Below are 16,235 nucleotides of genomic sequence, written 5' to 3'. Positions count from 1 at the left end.
CTTGTCGAAGTGCAAACCCCATACAAAACATAAAACTCCCTGTTACCCTTACACTTACGGACTTGTCACCCTGAACTCGCCTATGCTAAACTTTGTTAGGACTTGTCACCCTGAGCCTGTCGAAGGGTCTCATCCAACTCAACTTAGATGCTGAAACCATCCCGATAGCTATCGGGACAACATGACAAAGCAATTATGTATTGTCATTCCGAATTTATTTCGGAATCTCATCCAACTCAAAAACTCAACAAATAAACAACAAATCCGTCAGTTCGAGTGAATTTATGCAGTGCCAACGGAATAAATTTGTATCGAGAACCCTGTCACCCTTACACTTAAAGACTTGTCACCCTGAACTTGCTTGTGCTGAACTTGTTTCAGTATTTCAGGGTCTACCCCTTGCCCTAAACTACTTCAAACAGCTTCGACAAGCTCAGCTTGACAAACTTATTCATTTCACAACTCTTTAACTACCCCCTGTCAGACTGAGCCTGTCGAAGTCCGAGTGAAACCCAAGGAACATAGGGTTTTGTATCGAGAACCCTGTCACACTGAGCTTGTCGAAGTGAAATCCCCATACAAAACATAAAACTCCCTGTTACCCTTACACTTACGGACTTGTCACCCTGAACTTGCTTGTGCTGAACTTGTTTCAGTATTTCAGGGTCTACCCCCTGTCAGACTGAGCCTGTCGAAGTCCAAGTGAAACCCAAGGAACATAGGGCTTTGTATCGAGAACCCCTGTCACACTGAGCTTGTCGAAGTGCTACTTTACGAAGACTTCTACAACCTCAGACTGATATTTCGGAACTAGTCAGTTTATATGTCGCAAAGAGTAACTGTTTTATAATAAACCTTCCGAATTACTCCCAACGGGATATATTATTTATTTCTAATAACTTGAAATATTTTTATGAGTAAAAACGCTAGAAACCCAACTAATATGCCAACAATAAAATCTTTTATGAAACTTGGAATGACTTCCAAAAAGTGATGAAGAAACTCAATATTGTGGTTAAATATACCACCAGCCACTAAAATAAGTGCTATAGTACCTATTACCGACAAACTTTTTATAACCAAGGGCAAAGCTTTAACCAAAAGGTTTCCAATATTGGCTAAAAAACCTTCACCGTTGTCACTTTTTTTAATAAGTCTGAAACCTAAATCGTCCATTCTTACTATGAGGGCTACGATGCCGTAAACACCAATAGTCGCAATGATAGCAACTATGGAAACGACTAATATTTGCGTGAGCAAAGGTTGGTCAATAACGGAGCCAAGTGCTATAATTACAATTTCAACCGATAAAATAAAATCGGTAACAACAGCCGATTTAATCTTCTTTTTCTCAACCAATAAAACATCTTCTTCTGATGGGTTTACCACTTCAATTTTTTCTACTTCATGGTTATGAGGTATAAAATATTCCATTATTTTCTCAACACCTTCATACGCTAAATAAACGCCTCCTAATACTAAAATAACGGTTACCGCCCAAGGTAAATAGTAACTCAGCAAAAAAGCAATGGGTAAAATAATAAGCTTGTTTAAAAACGAACCTTTAGTAATGGCCCATAAAACTGGCAACTCTCTTGACGATACAAAACCCGTAGCTTTTTCGGCATTCACCGCTAAATCGTCTCCTAAAATACCTGCTGTTTTTTTAGTTGTAATTTTACTCATTACCACAACATCATCCATAAGTGCAGCAATATCATCTAATAGGGCAAAAAATCCTGAAGCCATTGTATAATTGTAAGTTATTTTAATTTGGAAGCTACATTATCTAAAACAGACATGCTAATGTAAAGCAATATAATAAGTGGAATGGCAGCAAATTGCAATACAATTAATAAAATAACACAAAGTATAATAAAAATGTATCGGGTAGCATTGGCTTTAAAACCCCAATCTTTAAATTTTAATGCGAATAATTTGATACTTGAATTTAAAAGATAACAACTTAGCGCTGTAAGCGCTATTAAAAACCATTTATTTACAATAATTGAATTTATTAAATCGCTATGCTGAAATTCCAAAATTAAAGGCAACGAAACAATCAATAGCGTATTTGCGGGCGTTGGCAAGCCTTTAAAATAAGTTTGCTGGTCTTCATCTATATTAAATTTTGCCAAACGGTAAGCTGAAGCTAATGTGATACATAAACCTAACAATGGCAATGGTGATATTTTAAAAGAAGTCCAGTACATTGTTTCACTCCATTCAGAGCTAGCTGTAAAAGCTTCATTTGAACCCAATGTCAATGCCAACAACTTATACATAATAATTCCAGGCACCACCCCACTGGTTACCATATCTGCCAACGAGTCTAACTGAACCCCTAATTCGCTTTGCACATTCAGTTTTCTAGCGGCAAACCCATCAAAAAAATCGAAAAATATTCCTAGAAACACAAATAAAGCGGCAGCCACAAAATGATTGTTCACAGCAAAAATAACAGCAATACATCCACAGAAAAGGTTCAAAAGTGTTAAGGCATTCGGAATATATTTATTCATAATTGGTATTTTAATCTTGTAAAAATAGCAAACAATTTTCGTCTAAAGCAATATCTATTATAATTTCAAGTTTATAGGTTTATAAATTATGTGCATCTTTGTAAAAAAATTGCGATTGAGATCTTACATTACTGCATTATTCTGTGTAATAACGGCATCGGTATTTAGTCAAACCGTTCGGAAGTATTCCAACGAGTTTATGAATATAGGTGTAGATGCTGCTGCTTTGGGCATGAGTAGTGCCGTAACGGCAAACACATCCGATGTAAATTCAGGCTATTGGAATCCTGCCGGTTTATTGAAATTGGAAGACAACCAATTGGCCTTAATGCATTCCAGCTACTTTGCCAATATAGCCAATTACGATTACGTGGCGTTTGCAAAACCTTTAGACGATAGAAGCGTTATTGGTATTTCATTAATTCGCTTTGCAGTTGACGATATTTTAAACACCACCCAGCTTATTGACGAACAAGGCAATATCAATTACGATAGAATCAGCCTCTTCTCTACGGCCGATTACGGACTCACCTTTTCCTATGCACGTGCACTTCCCGTTAGAGGGCTTAATTATGGTGTGAACGCGAAAGTAATCCGCCGTGTTATTGGCGATTTTGCATCCTCTTGGGGTTTTGGTTTTGATGCTGGTGTTCAGTTTGAAACCGAAAATGATTGGAAATTTGGTGTGATGGCACGCGATATTACCACCACTTTTAATGCGTGGGCTATTAATGAGGACGAATTTAAAAAAGTTCAGGATGCTGTTGAAGGACAAAACCAAGAACTGCCCGAAACTACCGAAATAACCATTCCTAAACTACAAATTGGGGTTTCTAAACTATTCGATTTCCATTACGATTATACCCTTTTAGCTGCTGCCAACTTGAATGTGCGCTTTGAAGAAAACAACGATATTTTCTCTTCATCTTTTGCCAGTATCAACCCTGCATTAGGTTTTGAATTCGGATATGTTGATATGGTTTATTTACGTGCGGGCGTTGGTAATTTTCAAAATGAACTGCAAATAGACAACAGTACGCAATTGAGTTTTCAACCAACTTTTGGTGTCGGCTTTAAATACAACGGCATTCAAGTAGATTATGCATTTACCGATATTGGCGACCAAAGTGTGGCTTTATATTCCAATGTATTTTCGTTAAAACTCGATTTTAGTTTCTTTAGGTAATTCTATTTACATGAAAAAAAAATTACTCTTTTTAATTCTTATTTTTTTTGTTGAAGTAGTTGTTGGGCAACAAAATATTCTATCGGACCAAGCTGAAATAAGCGTACTTACTATTGGCCCTGGTGCTTCGTTAAATGATGCGTTTGGGCATAGTGGCTTTCGAGTGAAAGACCCCGTTAAAGGCATCGATTTGGTTTTTAATTATGGTGTTTACGATTTTGAAACGCCTAATTTCTATACAAAATTTGCTCAAGGAAAACTCAATTACTTGATTGGTTTAAATTATTATGAAGATTTTTTTCAATCTTACATTTCTCAAAACAGAACCATAAAAGCACAGGTTTTAAATCTATCTGCTTCAGAAAAACAAAAATTGTTCGATTATTTATTAAACAACTTAAAACCAGAAAACAAAGCCTATTTATACGATTTCTTTTATGATAATTGCGCCACAAAAATAAAAGACGTCACCAATCTTGCCGTAAATAATTCGCTTGTTTTTAATACGCCTGAAGATTATAAAGACCAAACGTTTAGAACCCTTATCCAGAATAATTTGAACCGGAATTCTTGGGGAAGTTTTGGTATTGATATCGCACTAGGCTCTGTCATTGACAGAAAAGCAAGAACTGAGGATCATATGTTTTTACCTGAAAACATTTTTAAATTCTTTGAAGTGGCCCGAATTAAAAACAACCAACCTTTGGTTAAAGAAAGCAACGTGATTTATAAAAAAATAGAGACCCCAACACCTAGTAATTTTTTAACGAGTCCACTATTCATTTTTGGTATTTTAGGCGGCCTCATTCTTATTATTACTTACACCGACTTTAAAAAGCAAAAACAAACGGTTTGGCTGGATGTTACGTTGTTCAGTATTACAGGACTTATTGGGGTACTTATTTTACTGCTTTGGTTTGCCACAGACCATAAAGGCACCCACCAAAACTACAATTTACTTTGGGCCTTTGCACTGAATATTTTTGTTATAAGACAATTGGTTAGAAAAAAAATAAGTACTTGGTTTCTTAAATATTTGAAGCTTTTGGTTATTCTTCTGTGTTTGTTAACCCTACATTGGACAATGGGCGTGCAAGTATTCGCCATCGGGTTAATTCCTTTGTTAATTGCATTGTTTATCAGGTATCTGTATTTGATAAAATATTATTCTAACAATTTAATTTACGCCAAAGCACAAAGTTAAAAACTGCCACTGAGACTGAGACTGCGACTGCGACTGTGACTGCGACTGTGACTGCGACTGAGACTGAGACTAAAACTACTGTCCTCGGTAGAAAATAACGGTGCTTAACGTTTTAATTAAAATATTGGCATCCAACATAAAACTTCGGTGCTTGATATAATACAAATCGTATTGGAGCTTCACTAAACTATCATCAACCGAAGAACCATACCTTGTTTTAACCTGCGCCCAACCCGTTAATCCTGGTTTTACAATGTGTCTGGTTTCGTAAAACGGTAGTATTTGTGATAGCTGCCTAACAAAATGCGGACGTTCTGGTCTGGGGCCAATTAAACTCATATCGCCTTTCAAAATGTTTAAAAATTGGGGGAATTCATCCAATCGGGTATTTCTTAAAAACTTACCAAACGGCGTTATTCTAGTATCATTTTTTTTTGCCCAAACAGCACCGGCTGTTTCAGCATTCTGAATCATGGTTCGAAACTTAATAATTTTGAAAAGATTTCCATTTCTTCCAATGCGTTCCTGTACATAAAAAAGTGGTCCCCTATTACCTATACTATTTCCAATTAAAATAATGGGCAACATGAGGGTTCCAAATAAAATTCCAAAAACGCCTATAAAAATATCGGATAAACGTTGGAAAAATAAATACAGTTTATTATGATTGCTTCGGCTAAATGGAAAATACCTGTAAAAATCTTTTCCAACAAACTGAACAGGAACGCGCTGCATCATATCTTCATAAACCTGCGTGTATTCTTTTATAGGAAATCCGCCTTCTAAAAGTGTAATCAAGTCCCGATAAATTTCAGCGGTTATAGATTGGGAATTATAACTGGCGATGATAACTTCAGATATATTTTCGTCTTTAATAACCTGATATATCTGTTTGGGGCTGTATTCTACAATATTTTTAAATGTAATTTTATCAGATTTTCTTGATTCACAATTAATAAATCCAACAATTTTATAATTAGGATCGGCATGTTTAAACGCTTCAACAATACTTTGAATATTCGAGGTTTCACCAATAACAAGCACTTTTTTGTAAAATCGAGGCGATACAATAAAGGTTAAATAGGCAATACGCCATACAAATAATGCAAATAGAATGGCACAGTAGAAAAAGATGATTTGCAACCGATTATCTGGTAAAATGGGTGTAAAAAAGGGCGTTAGAAAATAGAATAAAACAGTAACCGAAACTGTAAAAACAATACTGGTGGCGATTTTTTCTAGCTTACTGGATTTTTGCAAATCGTAAAGCTCGAAAATAGTACCGAATATGGAAATGTATAAAATAAGCACAAAAGCCCAACCCCAATTTTCTTTTGTAAGGGTAAAATAATCAAAATCAAACGTGTTGCTTACAAAGTATAAAACAACAAAAATGGAAACAATATCGAATATACGCAATAAAACCTTGCGTTCTGAAATTTCGAAATGAATCCCTTTTTTGGACATTTTATACGTTATAGTTTGGGTGTAGTAAATATAGTAAACCCACTGTGCTTTTTAATTTAAATTTGTTAATTCGAATGATTTTTACGAGCAAAGGCCCGTAAAATTAGTATCGAGAATAAAATTTCACACCTTTGAATGCTATTCTCTGTACCATTTACTGCCGAAAATCACTAGAACCGACATTCTATCAGCACAAAAATTTCAAAATACACAAAGGGTATATTACGCTAATGCAACTAAACACTATCTAATTTAGCTCACTAATCCATAAGCTTTTAACAGCCTCCCAGTCAAAACCCTCTACTTTTTTTCTGGCATTTAAAGTCATTTGTTGGGTACCTTCAGGGTTTTGCTGTATCTTTTTTATGGCATCAACAAATTCGTTTTCATTATGGGGCGCTACCAAAAGGCCATTTTGTTCATTCTCAATTAAAAAAGGCATCCCTCCAACACTTGTAGAAATAACTGGCAAACCCAAAGCCATCGCTTCTATAACACTCACGGGCATGTTGTCAAAATTGGTGGTATTAATAAAAATATTGTGGGTTTTCGAAAGTAAAATCCAGTCCTCTTTAGGAAGTTTTCCTGTAAAATGCACTTCTACTTGCAATGCTGAAGCATATTGTTTGGCTTTTAAAAGCGACCCATCATTATCTGGACCTACCATACATAAACTTGCTTGAATACCTTCATTTAAAAGAGCTTTCAAAATTCTAATGGCAAGTAGTGGGTTGTATATTTCTGAAAATGAACGTACCCAAAGTAATTTTATGGTTTCGTAATTTCTGTCTTTAAAAGGATAATTTTTTAGTAATATGGAATTAGGGATATAAACCACGTTTGAATAGCCTTTATGTTCAAATTCAGCTTTGATATAAGTTGATGGGGCTACATTCTTATAGGCATTATTAAATATAGCTTTACATAACTGGGGATGTGTTTTTAACCTGTGCGGCAAATTCCCACCATGTAAAATGGGTATGTATTTCAAATTTAAAACCCTACATAATTGACTGCACAAATAAGCATAGTGAAAATTGGAGGTGCTATAGGTATCTATCAAAACACCATCTACCTTTTTAGCGTATTTCAAAATAGAAAACAACATATCCAAAAGACGCCACACTTTGCTTTTCTTATTAGAAACGGTATAAACAGTATAGCCCTCTTGCCTTAAAGACCTGCTTAAGGTTTCAATGGTTGTTTCCGTTTTACCACTATCGGACAGATGGTTTCCTATGTAAAGGAGGTTTTTCATTTTTGGGTTTCAAAGTTACAGTGCCTAATGGCTATTGACTATTGTCTAATGCCTATTGCCTAATGGCTATTGTCTAATGTCTAATATCTCTTTTCTAACATCTAACAATCTAACAATCTAAAGTCTATTTTCTATTGTCTATTTTCTATTGTCTATTGTCTAGTGCCTATTGCCTAATGCCTAGTGCCTCTTTTCTAACCATCTAACAATCTAACCATCCAACCATCTAACCATCTAACAATCTAACCATCTACCGTCTATCATCATAACTAATATTCAGCAAACAAAGTCCGTATATAAACGCAGGAGCCGCAATACGCATGGCGGAATGGTTAATGGTTAACAACCAAAACAAATAAAACGAATAAAAAAACAAGTTCGATTTATTGGTTATGCGGAATACCAAAGGTGTTAAAAGTAATATTAAAAACGCAAACACGCCCAATAGCCCGTGTTCTGCTATAATTCTGCTCATTTCGTTATGGGAGGCTGCTTCAACCCCCGTTTCATTTAAACGCACCTCCTTTACTTTTCCCACGCCAATCCCCAAAAAGGGATTTTTCATAAACTCCCCAAGCTCAAAGGCCAATAAATCGACACGTCCCGTGGTTAAATCTTCCTTTTCACGTCCCGCAGCATCCTGGTTGGCGTAGCGTTTGTCCAAAAAGCCACTGGTTTGAATGGAACTGATTAACCATACGGAAAGAACGATCAGTAAAAATACAATCAGCGAAAACTTAATTTTAAATTTCGTTTTCAAATTTACTTTCACATAATATACAGCTACAAAAAACAATATCATAATAACGGCCGTAATTACGCCACCACGACTAAGCGTTCCCAAGGCCCTAAACCCCATGGCTCCTAATATAAACAAATCGAACAGCTTATGGTAACGGGTTTCCCGCGACATAAAAAACCGAGCGGTAACCGCAAACAGCCCCAAACCCAACACCGTAGCCACCTGGTTGGGTCCAAAACCACCCGATGCCTGAAAATTAGAACTGGTACTTGTAATAACTTCCTGCAAATTGGGGGTGTACAAAAACAAATAAACCGTTGTGCTCACCAAAGGCAACAGCAATGCCAATAAAACAATTTTTATTTGGTTTAAACTAAGGCTACGTTTAAAACAATAAATGGCCGTAACCCCCAAACACACAGGACCACTCAAATTAAAGGCCACGGCACGCCGTATATCGGTTTGAAACCCCATGTCGGTAACAGCAACAAAAATACCCGGTATTAATAATAAAATATAGAGTACATAAATCAAGGCTTTGTTAGAAAAACTGTTACTTATTAAACCCAATATAATAAATACAATCACTAAATATTTAATGGCTTCATAAGCAATAGTACCACCGTTCATCCTTAAAAACACTTCAATACCTACCATATAGGCACAAGCCAACAGCACATAAAAAGTTTTATACTTTTTGGAAACCATAAAAATTTTATAGCCAAAAAAAACAGTAATGAATAAAAAATAAGCCAATGCCAAAGGCCTAAAAATATAGACCCCAAAGGCTAATACAACATGTACCATCAGAAGCTTATAATACAACTGCAACTTCATCTTTGGTGTTTTTTATATAGGTTCATTAATGCTTCTATACTGCTTGATTCTGAAAAAGATGCCTTCACTTTATTTTGAAGATTCCCTGCAACTTGCTGCCTCAAATCTAAATCATTTATATAAGAAATTAAAGCTTCTGCCAACGATTGATGATTTTCAGGTTCAACCAACATCCCTGTATCCTTATTTGAAATAACCAAAGCACAATCGCCTACGTTTGTTGCTACAACTGGTAATTTTGCTAAACCATACTCCAATAAAGCGACTGGCAACCCTTCAGATTTTGAAGATAAAACCCCTATAGTACTTTGGTTTAAAATATGGTTAGTATCCAAACAACTTCCATAAACAAAAACATGCTGTTCCAAACCATTCGAAATGATAAACTCTTTTATACGGTCGGAGTATGCATCATTAAAATCATGTCCAACTAAATGCAGGGTCCAGTCTGGGTGCTTCTTACTAATGCTTTTAAAGGCTTCAAGTAACGTCATATGATCCTTTTGAGGTCTTAAATTTGCTAAACAGAGTATGCGCTTGCCTTGTGCCCCTTTTAACGTGGTTACCTGCTCTGCACTCCCTAAAACAGCATAATTTGGCAAATAACTGACTGCTTTAACACCAAGCACTTCATTTGCCCAACGCTCTAATTTTAGATTAACAGAAAAAACATGGTCAAAAAACTTTGAACAGCATTTTAAAAAAAATCTAGGACGCTCCTTTAAAAAATCGCTTTTCCCATAGTGGTCATGCCATATTAAAACGATTCTTGGATTTAAAATTTTAATGATGGTTGCTAAAAAAAAAGACGAAGCATGTGCATGAATAATAGCTATTTTATGGGTATTAATATAAGTACTCAGCCTTTTTATGGCCTTCAAATCTAAAGCCGATTTTTTATTTAAAAATAAATAAGGAACATCCTTTGATAAACGTTCTTTTAGCAAACCTTCTGCTCTCGTGGCACACAAATAAGATGTTTCAATTTTAGGCACTAAAGCATTGGCATAATTTACAGCAACACGTTCTGCGCCCCCGGCATGTAAAGAATCTATAAGCTGTAAAACGTTCATTAAGCTTGTAACAATTTAGAAATTTCGGCTTCAAAAACATCTAAAGTATAGTTTTGCGACCAATTAGAAGCCCTTTCAGACATCAATTCTAGTGCGCCAACATCTTTTAATGCATGTGTTATTTGAATGACACCTTGATTCAAATCATCCGCCATTAAAATACCTCTGTGCCCATAATCGAGCATATAAGGCACACACGATATTTTGGTTGCTATAGGAATCACTCCAAAAAACATACTTTCGGCAAGGGCTTTTGGCCAACCTTCAGATTTTGATGGCAATATAGTAAAATGTGCTGCTTTTAATGTTTCTTTTATAAGTGCTTTCAATTGATTGCCATGTAATTTAACAATATTTTCGAGCTTATTAATGGTGATATAATGTTGCAAATCTTCTTTTAAAACACCATCGCCATACATATCCAAACGCACTCTTCTCCCCTGATGATGTAGGGCTTCTATCATTTGAATGGCTAACAATGGCCGTTTCCCTGCAACCAAACTACCTATAAATACAAATTTTAAACTGTCTGAATAATCTCTTTTAATGGGCTGTTCTATTTCTGAATGGCTGTAAGTGGCCGTAAAAAAAGGTTTGATGTTTTTGGTTTGATGTTCCCAATCGCCATAAACCAAAACCTGCATATTTTTAGTTAAAAATGGATGGCTTAATAGCCACTTTTGAAATTTATAACTTAAAGGTTGTTTCGCCTTTGGGTCCCAATTTCCCGCATATTTGGCTGTTTTCGGTTTCTTCGGAAAAAAAATTTGAACCACACATCCTATCAACCCAATATTTCCAGGACATCTTAAATGAATGTGATCTGCTTTTTTACAAGCTTTAAAAATTCGGGCACAAATTATGGGAAGCTTTAATAAAGCGTTTATTGTTTTAGTAACCGATGTGAATTGAATAGCAGGAATGGGTGTTAAATCCAAATGCTTATGTTCATAAGCCATATCTATTTTAGAAACCGCACCAGAAACCACAGGCGCAACAACTTCTACGACATCTACATATTTTAACCAGATATTCATTTCACGAACATAAGGGGAATAAGCATAATAGTGTTTATGCTCAAAGTGATGAGGAACGTGTGTGATTATCGTGAATTTCATTTGACGATTTTAAATTATAAAATTCATTAAGCAGATCAATATTGGTTCGTTTAATTTCATCTCTTTTAAAAATCATACTAAATCCCATTGGCGAGAATATACTTAAAAAAGTGGATGTTCTTTTTAGTAAATCAAAATATTTCATCCATCCAAACAAAAACCTTGTTATAAATAAAACTACAATTCTCAAATATCTATTTGAAAATAAATCAATGAAAAACTGGGCATTAAACGTAGCCATACTGCTAGCACTTCCTTCTGAGGCTTCAAAACTATATAAACTACATTTTGAAAACAGACTTCTTAAACCTGTAAATGTAAACCTAAAAAAATCATATGGCGGACTGTGGTAAGGGAAACTAAATGGCACTTCAACCAATAAATAGCCATCCATTTTAACCACCCGTTCCATTTCACTGGACACAACCCAAGGTTTTAAAGTATGTTCTAAAACTTGAGAGGCAATAATTAAATCAAAACTAGCTTCTTTAAATGGTATTTGGTGAGCATCAAAAACTATATCTGGATTAAATTGTAAATGCACATCTGAGGTAATGACTAATGATTTTTCAAAAACTCTATTGTAAAAATCCACTTTGTCTCCAGCTCCTATAATTAGAATATTTTTTCCCTTAAATTTTTCGGCTAATTGATTATATCGATTTGTATAATTAAAATCTTTAGATAACGATGGCAATATTTTTTTTCTAAAAACATTCTTTAAACTATTACTTCGATAATTTGAGTTTTGTGCTGTTGGCACTTTTTCTAAAATATCTTCTAATTTAAAAATGCTTTCGCTTTCATTAATAAGTATCGGTGTATTATTAAATACTTTAAACGTATTTCCACAATCAAATTCCAATGCACTATCTCCAAAAGACTTACATCTTTTATTTGTTGAAGGATTAATTAAATTTTCTTTTAAAAATTCTAATATCATGGTTGAATTTTAGGTTTATTAAAAAATAAAGAAAACCACCCAACAAATCTACCCAAAGTTTCCATAAATGATTTCTTTTTATTTGTACCATAAAAACTATTGGTAAAACAAATAGCCGTAAGCAACATAAAAGTGAAATGGAATTTAAGTTTACTTATTAATTCAGCATTTGGATATTTTAATTTCCAAACATACCAACCATTTCTAACTACCATGATACCATATTTGTATTGATTGGGCCTACCATGCGCCTCATGAAAATGTTTCAACCTAGCTTTAGTATTCAAATATAATGTACCAATGTTTGCAACTCTTAAACAAAAATCCAAATCTTCATATAACCCGTAACCAGCAAAATAATTAGAAAATTTAATTTTATTAAATAGGTCCCTTCTATATGAAGAAACCCCTCCCATAAAAAACTCAACTGCGTATATTTTATTGGACGGTGGCAAGTAACTTATAGGTCGCGCATTTCCAAACGTTGGTAAAAAACCTGGTGGCATATCGGGTTGTAAACCAAATAGCTTTCTTAGCCTAAATCGAAGGGACTCATTGCGCATCCAGCCATCATAATAAAATGTTGACGGGTGGTTGCGATCATCTGATGCTTCCCAGGTAACTTCATTGGTAATATAACCGCCTACAGCTAATGCATCTGGTTTTTCTGAATATGTTTTTATTAAGTTTTCAAAATAGGCGGGTTCTAAAACAATGTCATCATCTAAAAAACAGATGATTTCAGATTCTTCAGCAATTTTACTAATACCAAAATTACGTTGCTTCGTTAAGCCTCTTTCTGTTTCGTCAACTTTAAAATACCTTAAATTACTAAATATGTTTTCTTTTAAAATGGCTTCTGTCTTTTCATTTGTTGAACCATCAATAATTAAAATGTCATTGGGATATAGCGTTTGTTTCAATACCGATTGCAACAGTTTTAACAACGGTTTAGGGCGCATATAGGTGCAAACTATTAGTGTAAAATGCATTTAATTGAATTGATTTTTTAAATTATTAGCTATTTCAACACTTTTATTCCAACGCTTTTTCATATATGAAAAATAAGAAAATATGTTTTTATTGCCTTGCAGTTTAAAATACTTCAAAAACAATATGGTTTTATAGCCTTTTATTTGAAAAGGTGTCTGGTGTTTTAAATGGTACAACATAATGGTTGGCGAGGGTTTAGGCTGTATGTTGTCATTGTCCCAAGAATTAGTGATTTTTGTTCTAAAACCACCAACTGGAGCCTTTAAATGTAGAAGAGCACAGTTGCTTATATACCCTATATCTTCTCCCATATTCCTTATTTGCATCCCGAAATCGCCATCTTCTCCAAAACCATGTTCATAAGCCATATCAAATCTAAGCTGACTAGCAATCTGATTTGAAATAATGCTACAACCCGAACCAAAAGTATGCCACTGTAAGGTTGATTGCTTTAATTTTTTATCCCCTTCCCTATAACAACTTAAAGTGGCAGCTTTTAAATGATACTTATGCATTTCAGCCAAAGCTATTTCCAGAGTTTTTTCATCAAATCTAATATCATCATCTGCCATAAAAACCCAGTCGGACTCTATGTGTTCCAAGGCTATATTTCTGGCATGACAAGCTCCTGTTTGATGGATAAAACTATGTTTAATCTTAAATGGCCACGATTTTTTTTGTAAATAATCTAATGCTGTTTTACTTCCAACAACAGGATTTTGCTCTATTATTATAACATTTTTTGGCAATGCTGCTTGGTTTGATAAATCTAGTAAAACGTCATATAAAAAAGATTTCCTTCCTATGGTTGGTATAATAACATCTATAGTATCGGTTAATCTTAAATTACGTTCTTTAATATCTTTAAAATCTTTAAAATTTAGTTTATTTAATTGCTTAGAAGAGAAAAAAGACATGATAAATGGAAATAGAAACAGCCGCTTTTCATATATCAAACTATTAAACAAGGTTAAAAAAGTCCATCTAGCTTTATAGTGCTCTTTTATAAATTTAAAGAGTTCATACTTTGATGCTTTGCCGTTTTTATCTATGTCTATTCCCGTTTTTAACAACGTAGGTTCTGAATAGCAAAAAAGTCCGTTAGGAATTCCTCTTTTTGCTATTGAGTTTAATGCATAATCAAAAGTTTTACTCTTATAGTCATTTTGATTGTATCTCGATAAAACATCGGAATTAATACCTCCAATAGAACTACTCATTAACCATGTTGGATAGGTTACTTGTTTGCTAATTTTCAAAAATGGCGAAGACTCCACGTAACCTATGCGTTCATCTATATAATAGAAGTCTTTTACATTATAAGATGCCATGATTAATTTATGATGGAATATTTTTTCGAATTCTTTAAAGTTTATATAGTCCTTTAAATCATCTTCACACCAAATAACAAGTCTGTTTTCGAACTGATTTGCAAGCTTAAAAAAAACATCAATCAAACCTCTACTGTCTACATGAATGTTTTCTTCCGATTTATAATCGAAAACACTAAGGGCATGGTTGCTTTTATGTGTAATGACTATCATTTATAAATTACAGATTTATAAAATGCCTCCGATTGTTTCGCAACTAAATCGTGACTGAATTTTGCTTTTACTTTTTCTCTTGCTGCAACACCAAACCGTTGTCGCTTTTCAGGGCTTTCCAACAATTCCAAAATACGGTCCGCATATGCTTTATGAGTTATAGGATGCACTAAAAAACCTTCTTTCCCATCTTCAATCATTTCTTGCGCCCACCCAATATTAGAGGCTACAATGGCTTTTTCCATAGCCATAGCTTCCAGCCAAGATACTGGTAAGGCTTCTGCAAAAGACGGAAATACACAAATCGTTGCCTTTGTAATAAGTTTCTGGATTTCAGAATAAGGTACAGCACCCAAATAGCGTACTTGGTTAAAAGCAGACGCATCAAACAAGGGCTGCATGAGTTGCCAAGTGGACGAAGAACCTGTTCTAATGTCTCCACTGTCCTTCCCTACAAGAACCAATCTAACTTTCTTATTGGTTTTATGAACCAAATTGAAAATTTTAGCCAATTCCAACAGACCCTTTTTTCTTATTAAGGTTCCAAAATAAAGAATCGTCTGTTCTTCAGTAGTATCAGTGCTATTTACACCAAATAAAGTGGTATCAATACTATTTGGAATCACTGTAAAGGCTCTTTTCAGTCCAAATAAGGTATTGGTCAATGTTCCTGTAAACGCACTAACACTTATAATACCATCTGCCTTAACAAGGGCACGCTTCTCTAAAAACTTATTTTTAAATTTAACAGGACGTTGCTCCAAATAACAAAAATAGGTATCACTGCCATTTTCTCTAATCACCAAAGGACATTTGGGCTTTATAAACGCTGTAAACCCCGTCCAGTCTGGGGCTTCTACAAGCTCAATTTTACCGGAATGATATAATGAGTTGATTAACCGTTCTACCTTTTTTTGGCTAAGAATCAGCGACAAGCCTTTTACTTTTATGTTTTTTATTTTGTAAAAACAGAGGCCGTTCTCCATAAAAGTGTCATCACAATCCTGCCCATAAACAAGGATACTTATGTCGTGACCCAAACCAACCAACGCATTTGCCAAATTAAAGATACTCGTTCCAATACCGCCAGATCTGCCAGTTTTAGGATGTGGATATTCGGGGGTTAGAAAGGCTATTTTCATAGATCTATTATTTATTCATAATTACCATTTTATTTTTTTTGAACCTAGTATAGTTCCCATTCTAATTAAAAATGAATGTGGACTTACAACAAAAAATTAGACAACCTAGTTCATCAATGGCTATGTGCTAAAACTTCATGGTTTGTAAATATTTTAAATTCTTTTGAAGTAAAATTATGACTAGTCCTTGGAAAATAAGAATATTA

Annotated in this window: 13 protein-coding genes; 2 read left to right on the top strand and 11 right to left on the bottom strand. The window is 34.5% G+C overall.

Annotated elements, in window-relative coordinates:
* Positions 1 to 882: 882 nt before the first annotated feature.
* On the bottom strand, positions 883 to 1,749 hold the full coding sequence (locus ACGK9U_RS13800; protein ID WP_394466974.1) for a DUF808 domain-containing protein: 867 nt from the start codon (positions 1,747 to 1,749) through the stop codon (positions 883 to 885).
* 14 nt (positions 1,750 to 1,763) lie between these two features.
* The gene (locus ACGK9U_RS13795; RefSeq protein ID WP_394466972.1) at positions 1,764 to 2,522 is read right to left on the bottom strand and encodes a CDP-alcohol phosphatidyltransferase family protein; all 759 of its coding nucleotides are present in this window, start codon (positions 2,520 to 2,522) and stop codon (positions 1,764 to 1,766) included.
* Positions 2,523 to 2,721: 199 nt separating this feature from the next.
* Between ACGK9U_RS13795 and ACGK9U_RS13790 the strand changes: the two genes are divergently transcribed.
* Both ACGK9U_RS13790 and ACGK9U_RS13785 read left to right on the top strand, forming a co-directional pair.
* Complete coding sequence (locus ACGK9U_RS13790) at positions 2,722 to 3,708, top strand: PorV/PorQ family protein (RefSeq protein WP_394467011.1); 987 nt, start codon at positions 2,722 to 2,724, stop codon at positions 3,706 to 3,708.
* 10 nt (positions 3,709 to 3,718) lie between these two features.
* Positions 3,719 to 4,912 (top strand): DUF4105 domain-containing protein, encoded by a 1,194-nt coding sequence (locus ACGK9U_RS13785; RefSeq protein ID WP_394466971.1) that lies wholly within the window; start codon positions 3,719 to 3,721, stop codon positions 4,910 to 4,912.
* 75 nt (positions 4,913 to 4,987) lie between these two features.
* On the opposite strand, the gene ACGK9U_RS13780 is transcribed toward ACGK9U_RS13785, so the two are convergent.
* The 9 genes from ACGK9U_RS13780 to ACGK9U_RS13740 form a co-directional block, all read right to left on the bottom strand.
* A complete protein-coding gene (locus ACGK9U_RS13780; protein WP_394466969.1) occupies positions 4,988 to 6,379 on the bottom strand; it encodes a sugar transferase in 1,392 nt (463 codons plus the stop codon).
* Positions 6,380 to 6,626: 247 nt separating this feature from the next.
* Positions 6,627 to 7,637: a glycosyltransferase family 4 protein gene (locus ACGK9U_RS13775; RefSeq protein ID WP_394466968.1), complete on the bottom strand. Its 1,011-nt coding sequence runs from the start codon at positions 7,635 to 7,637 to the stop codon at positions 6,627 to 6,629.
* Between the two features lie 250 nt (positions 7,638 to 7,887).
* The gene (locus ACGK9U_RS13770) at positions 7,888 to 9,216 is read right to left on the bottom strand and encodes an O-antigen ligase family protein (protein WP_394466966.1); all 1,329 of its coding nucleotides are present in this window, start codon (positions 9,214 to 9,216) and stop codon (positions 7,888 to 7,890) included.
* On the bottom strand, positions 9,213 to 10,289 hold the full coding sequence (locus tag ACGK9U_RS13765) for a glycosyltransferase (protein ID WP_394466965.1): 1,077 nt from the start codon (positions 10,287 to 10,289) through the stop codon (positions 9,213 to 9,215). Before ACGK9U_RS13765 ends, ACGK9U_RS13770 begins: the two co-directional genes overlap by 4 nt.
* On the bottom strand, positions 10,289 to 11,407 hold the full coding sequence (locus tag ACGK9U_RS13760) for a glycosyltransferase family 4 protein (protein ID WP_394466964.1): 1,119 nt from the start codon (positions 11,405 to 11,407) through the stop codon (positions 10,289 to 10,291). The genes ACGK9U_RS13765 and ACGK9U_RS13760 overlap by 1 nt, the downstream gene beginning before the upstream one ends.
* Positions 11,367 to 12,350 carry a class I SAM-dependent methyltransferase gene (locus ACGK9U_RS13755; RefSeq protein WP_394466962.1) on the bottom strand — a complete coding sequence of 328 codons (984 nt, stop codon included), beginning with the start codon at positions 12,348 to 12,350 and terminating at the stop codon, positions 11,367 to 11,369. The genes ACGK9U_RS13760 and ACGK9U_RS13755 overlap by 41 nt, the downstream gene beginning before the upstream one ends.
* A complete protein-coding gene (locus ACGK9U_RS13750; protein WP_394466961.1) occupies positions 12,347 to 13,342 on the bottom strand; it encodes a glycosyltransferase family 2 protein in 996 nt (331 codons plus the stop codon). The genes ACGK9U_RS13755 and ACGK9U_RS13750 overlap by 4 nt, the downstream gene beginning before the upstream one ends.
* Positions 13,343 to 14,887, bottom strand: coding sequence for a glycosyltransferase family 2 protein (locus ACGK9U_RS13745; RefSeq protein WP_394466959.1), 1,545 nt, complete (start codon positions 14,885 to 14,887; stop codon positions 13,343 to 13,345). It abuts the gene before it with no gap.
* Complete coding sequence (locus ACGK9U_RS13740) at positions 14,884 to 16,029, bottom strand: glycosyltransferase family 4 protein (protein ID WP_394466958.1); 1,146 nt, start codon at positions 16,027 to 16,029, stop codon at positions 14,884 to 14,886. The genes ACGK9U_RS13745 and ACGK9U_RS13740 overlap by 4 nt, the downstream gene beginning before the upstream one ends.
* Between the last annotated feature and the right edge of the window lie 206 nt (positions 16,030 to 16,235).

It is taken from the genome of Mariniflexile sp. HNIBRBA6329 (genome assembly GCF_043558645.1).
Classification (GTDB): domain Bacteria; phylum Bacteroidota; class Bacteroidia; order Flavobacteriales; family Flavobacteriaceae; genus Mariniflexile.
The sequence above is the reverse complement of the archived record's forward strand: the minus strand, read 5'-3'. Positions and strand labels throughout refer to the sequence as shown.

What these genes read in the sequence shown, in the direction of transcription:
- ACGK9U_RS13780 (WP_394466969.1), bottom strand. Translation starts at nt 6,379, where the DNA reads ATGTCCAAAAAAGGGATTCATTTCGAAATTTCAGAACGCAAGGTTTTA.
- ACGK9U_RS13750 (WP_394466961.1), bottom strand. Translation starts at nt 13,342, where the DNA reads ATGCATTTTACACTAATAGTTTGCACCTATATGCGCCCTAAACCGTTG.
- ACGK9U_RS13790 (WP_394467011.1), top strand. Translation starts at nt 2,722, where the DNA reads ATGAATATAGGTGTAGATGCTGCTGCTTTGGGCATGAGTAGTGCCGTA.
- ACGK9U_RS13745 (WP_394466959.1), bottom strand. Translation starts at nt 14,887, where the DNA reads ATGATAGTCATTACACATAAAAGCAACCATGCCCTTAGTGTTTTCGAT.
- ACGK9U_RS13760 (WP_394466964.1), bottom strand. Translation starts at nt 11,407, where the DNA reads ATGAAATTCACGATAATCACACACGTTCCTCATCACTTTGAGCATAAA.
- ACGK9U_RS13795 (WP_394466972.1), bottom strand. Translation starts at nt 2,522, where the DNA reads ATGAATAAATATATTCCGAATGCCTTAACACTTTTGAACCTTTTCTGT.
- ACGK9U_RS13775 (WP_394466968.1), bottom strand. Translation starts at nt 7,637, where the DNA reads ATGAAAAACCTCCTTTACATAGGAAACCATCTGTCCGATAGTGGTAAA.
- ACGK9U_RS13755 (WP_394466962.1), bottom strand. Translation starts at nt 12,350, where the DNA reads ATGATATTAGAATTTTTAAAAGAAAATTTAATTAATCCTTCAACAAAT.
- ACGK9U_RS13800 (WP_394466974.1), bottom strand. Translation starts at nt 1,749, where the DNA reads ATGGCTTCAGGATTTTTTGCCCTATTAGATGATATTGCTGCACTTATG.
- ACGK9U_RS13765 (WP_394466965.1), bottom strand. Translation starts at nt 10,289, where the DNA reads ATGAACGTTTTACAGCTTATAGATTCTTTACATGCCGGGGGCGCAGAA.
- ACGK9U_RS13740 (WP_394466958.1), bottom strand. Translation starts at nt 16,029, where the DNA reads ATGAAAATAGCCTTTCTAACCCCCGAATATCCACATCCTAAAACTGGC.
- ACGK9U_RS13770 (WP_394466966.1), bottom strand. Translation starts at nt 9,216, where the DNA reads ATGAAGTTGCAGTTGTATTATAAGCTTCTGATGGTACATGTTGTATTA.
- ACGK9U_RS13785 (WP_394466971.1), top strand. Translation starts at nt 3,719, where the DNA reads ATGAAAAAAAAATTACTCTTTTTAATTCTTATTTTTTTTGTTGAAGTA.